A 1,986-nucleotide genomic window follows, 5' to 3' on the forward strand; every position below is an offset into this window, starting at 1 on the left:
CGAAATCACTGATCGGAATCCCGAAATCTTCTTCTTTTTCTCATTAAATCAATTGGTAAGCTCCACTTCATCACTTTATTGAAGGAATGAGCTGCCATGGCGAGAAAGAGAACCGATATGAGAAAGATTAAAGACGTCCTGCGTCTCAAATTCGAAGTAGGATTAAGCCATCGAGACATCGGCCAATGCTTAAGTCTTGGCCCTTCAACCGTGAGTGAAATACTCTCGCGCTTTAAATCCAGTGACTTATCGTGGCCGTTGCCGCAAGCGCTAAACGATAAAACGCTCGAAGCGCAGTTGTATAGCACGGGTCCCGTTCAGCGCCAGAAACGGCTGCCTGACTTTATGCTAATGCAGCAAGAGTTGAAGCGCAAAGGCATGACTAAGCTCTTGCTGTGGGAAGAATATTGCGCCGAGGATAGTGCGTCAGCCTACGGCTACACGCAGTTCTGCGAGCACTATCAGCGTTGGCTTAAAAAGCAGAAACGCAGTATGCGACAACATCACATCGCAGGCGATAAGTTGTTTATTGACTACTGCGGACCAACGGTACCTATCATCAATCCTGATACGGGCGAAGTTCGTTATCACGCACAAATCTTCGTTGCGACCTTAGGCGCAACCAACTACACCTATGTTGAAGCTGGTCGCTCACAACGTGAAGAAGACTGGATAATGGCGCACGTAAGAACGTTCCGCCACCTTGGCGGTGTACCCCGTTTACTTGTGCCGGATAACCTGAAATCGGCCGTTACCAAAGCCCACCGCTACGCGCCTACGCTAAATGAAAACTATGCCAAAATGGCGCGGCATTATGGCTGTGCCATTGTGCCTGCACGCCCATATAAACCGAAGGATAAAGCCAAAGCAGAAAATGCGGTGCTGATTGTTGAGCGTTGGATATTAATGCGATTGCGACGTGAGAGCTTCTACACCCTAGCGGGTCTAAATGCGCGGATTAAAGTGTTAATGGCAGAGTTAAATAATCGGCCACAACGCTTATACCCAGGCTCTCGTCGTGAACAGTTTGAACTGCTCGATAAGCCAGCCTTAATGCCATTACCTGGCACCATGTATGAGTACATCGACAGTAAATGGGCGAAGGTAGGGCCGGATTACCATGTGTTGTACCAAAAGCATGCTTACTCTGTACCACACACTTTAGTGGGCAACACGGTGACCATAGAGGCAAGTGGCAGTGTGGTCAGCATCTATCATCACAATCAACTGGTAACACAGCACGCTAAATCAGCAAAAGAAGGCGGCTTCTCAACCCAAAAAGAACACATGCCGGACAGCCATGTAAAACAGCGCTTCAGTGCTGAGCGCTTACTGCACTGGGCTGAGAATATCGGTGTGGGTACCCGTGGTGTGGTGCAGTGGCACATCCATAGTCGCAAACATCCTGAGCAAGCGATTAAAAGCTGCTTAGCTATCCTAAACCTCACTAAACAACATGGTGCTGCGCGACTTGAAGCCGCTTGCCAAAAGGCATTACTGCTAGAACGCCCTCACCGGAGTGTGGTGATGAACTTACTCAAACATCATCAAGAAAGCATACCGAGCACCGCTGTTGAGCAGGATGAGCAGCCTGTCACCCATCACAATATCCGCGGCCAACATTACTATCAATAGGAAAACCCATGACACAATCTCAATTACAAGAGCAACTACGTAGCTTACGGCTTGGGCACTTCGCTCAAGCGTTACAGCAACAACAAAGCCAAGCGACAACTTACGACGAGATGAGCTTCGAAGAGCGCTTAGGATTGCTGGCACAGCATGAAATTCATTGTCGGCAAGACAGCAAAGTGAAGCGTTTACTGCGCCAGGCAACCTTGCGCTTAGAGGCTCATGCCAGCCGATTGGAATACCGTGCAGAGCGCGGCCTACGCAAAGATAAAGTCGCCACACTGTTAAGCGGCCAATACTTACATCACGCCCACAACATTATCGTTACTGGTGCAACAGGATGCGGAAAAACGT

General features: G+C 49.0%; 2 protein-coding genes. Both read left to right on the top strand.

Annotated features, from left to right (window positions below; genetic code table 11):
* Nucleotides 1-96: 96 nt before the first annotated feature.
* Nucleotides 97-1,635, top strand: coding sequence for an IS21 family transposase (gene istA / locus ACX5KA_RS03630; protein WP_283617693.1), 1,539 nt, complete (start codon nt 97-99; stop codon nt 1,633-1,635).
* Between the two features lie 8 nt (nt 1,636-1,643).
* Nucleotides 1,644-1,986 (top strand): ATP-binding protein (locus ACX5KA_RS03635; protein ID WP_458730431.1); only part of this gene is annotated, 343 nt, incomplete at its 3' end.

Source organism: Alteromonas alvinellae, assembly GCF_902705805.1.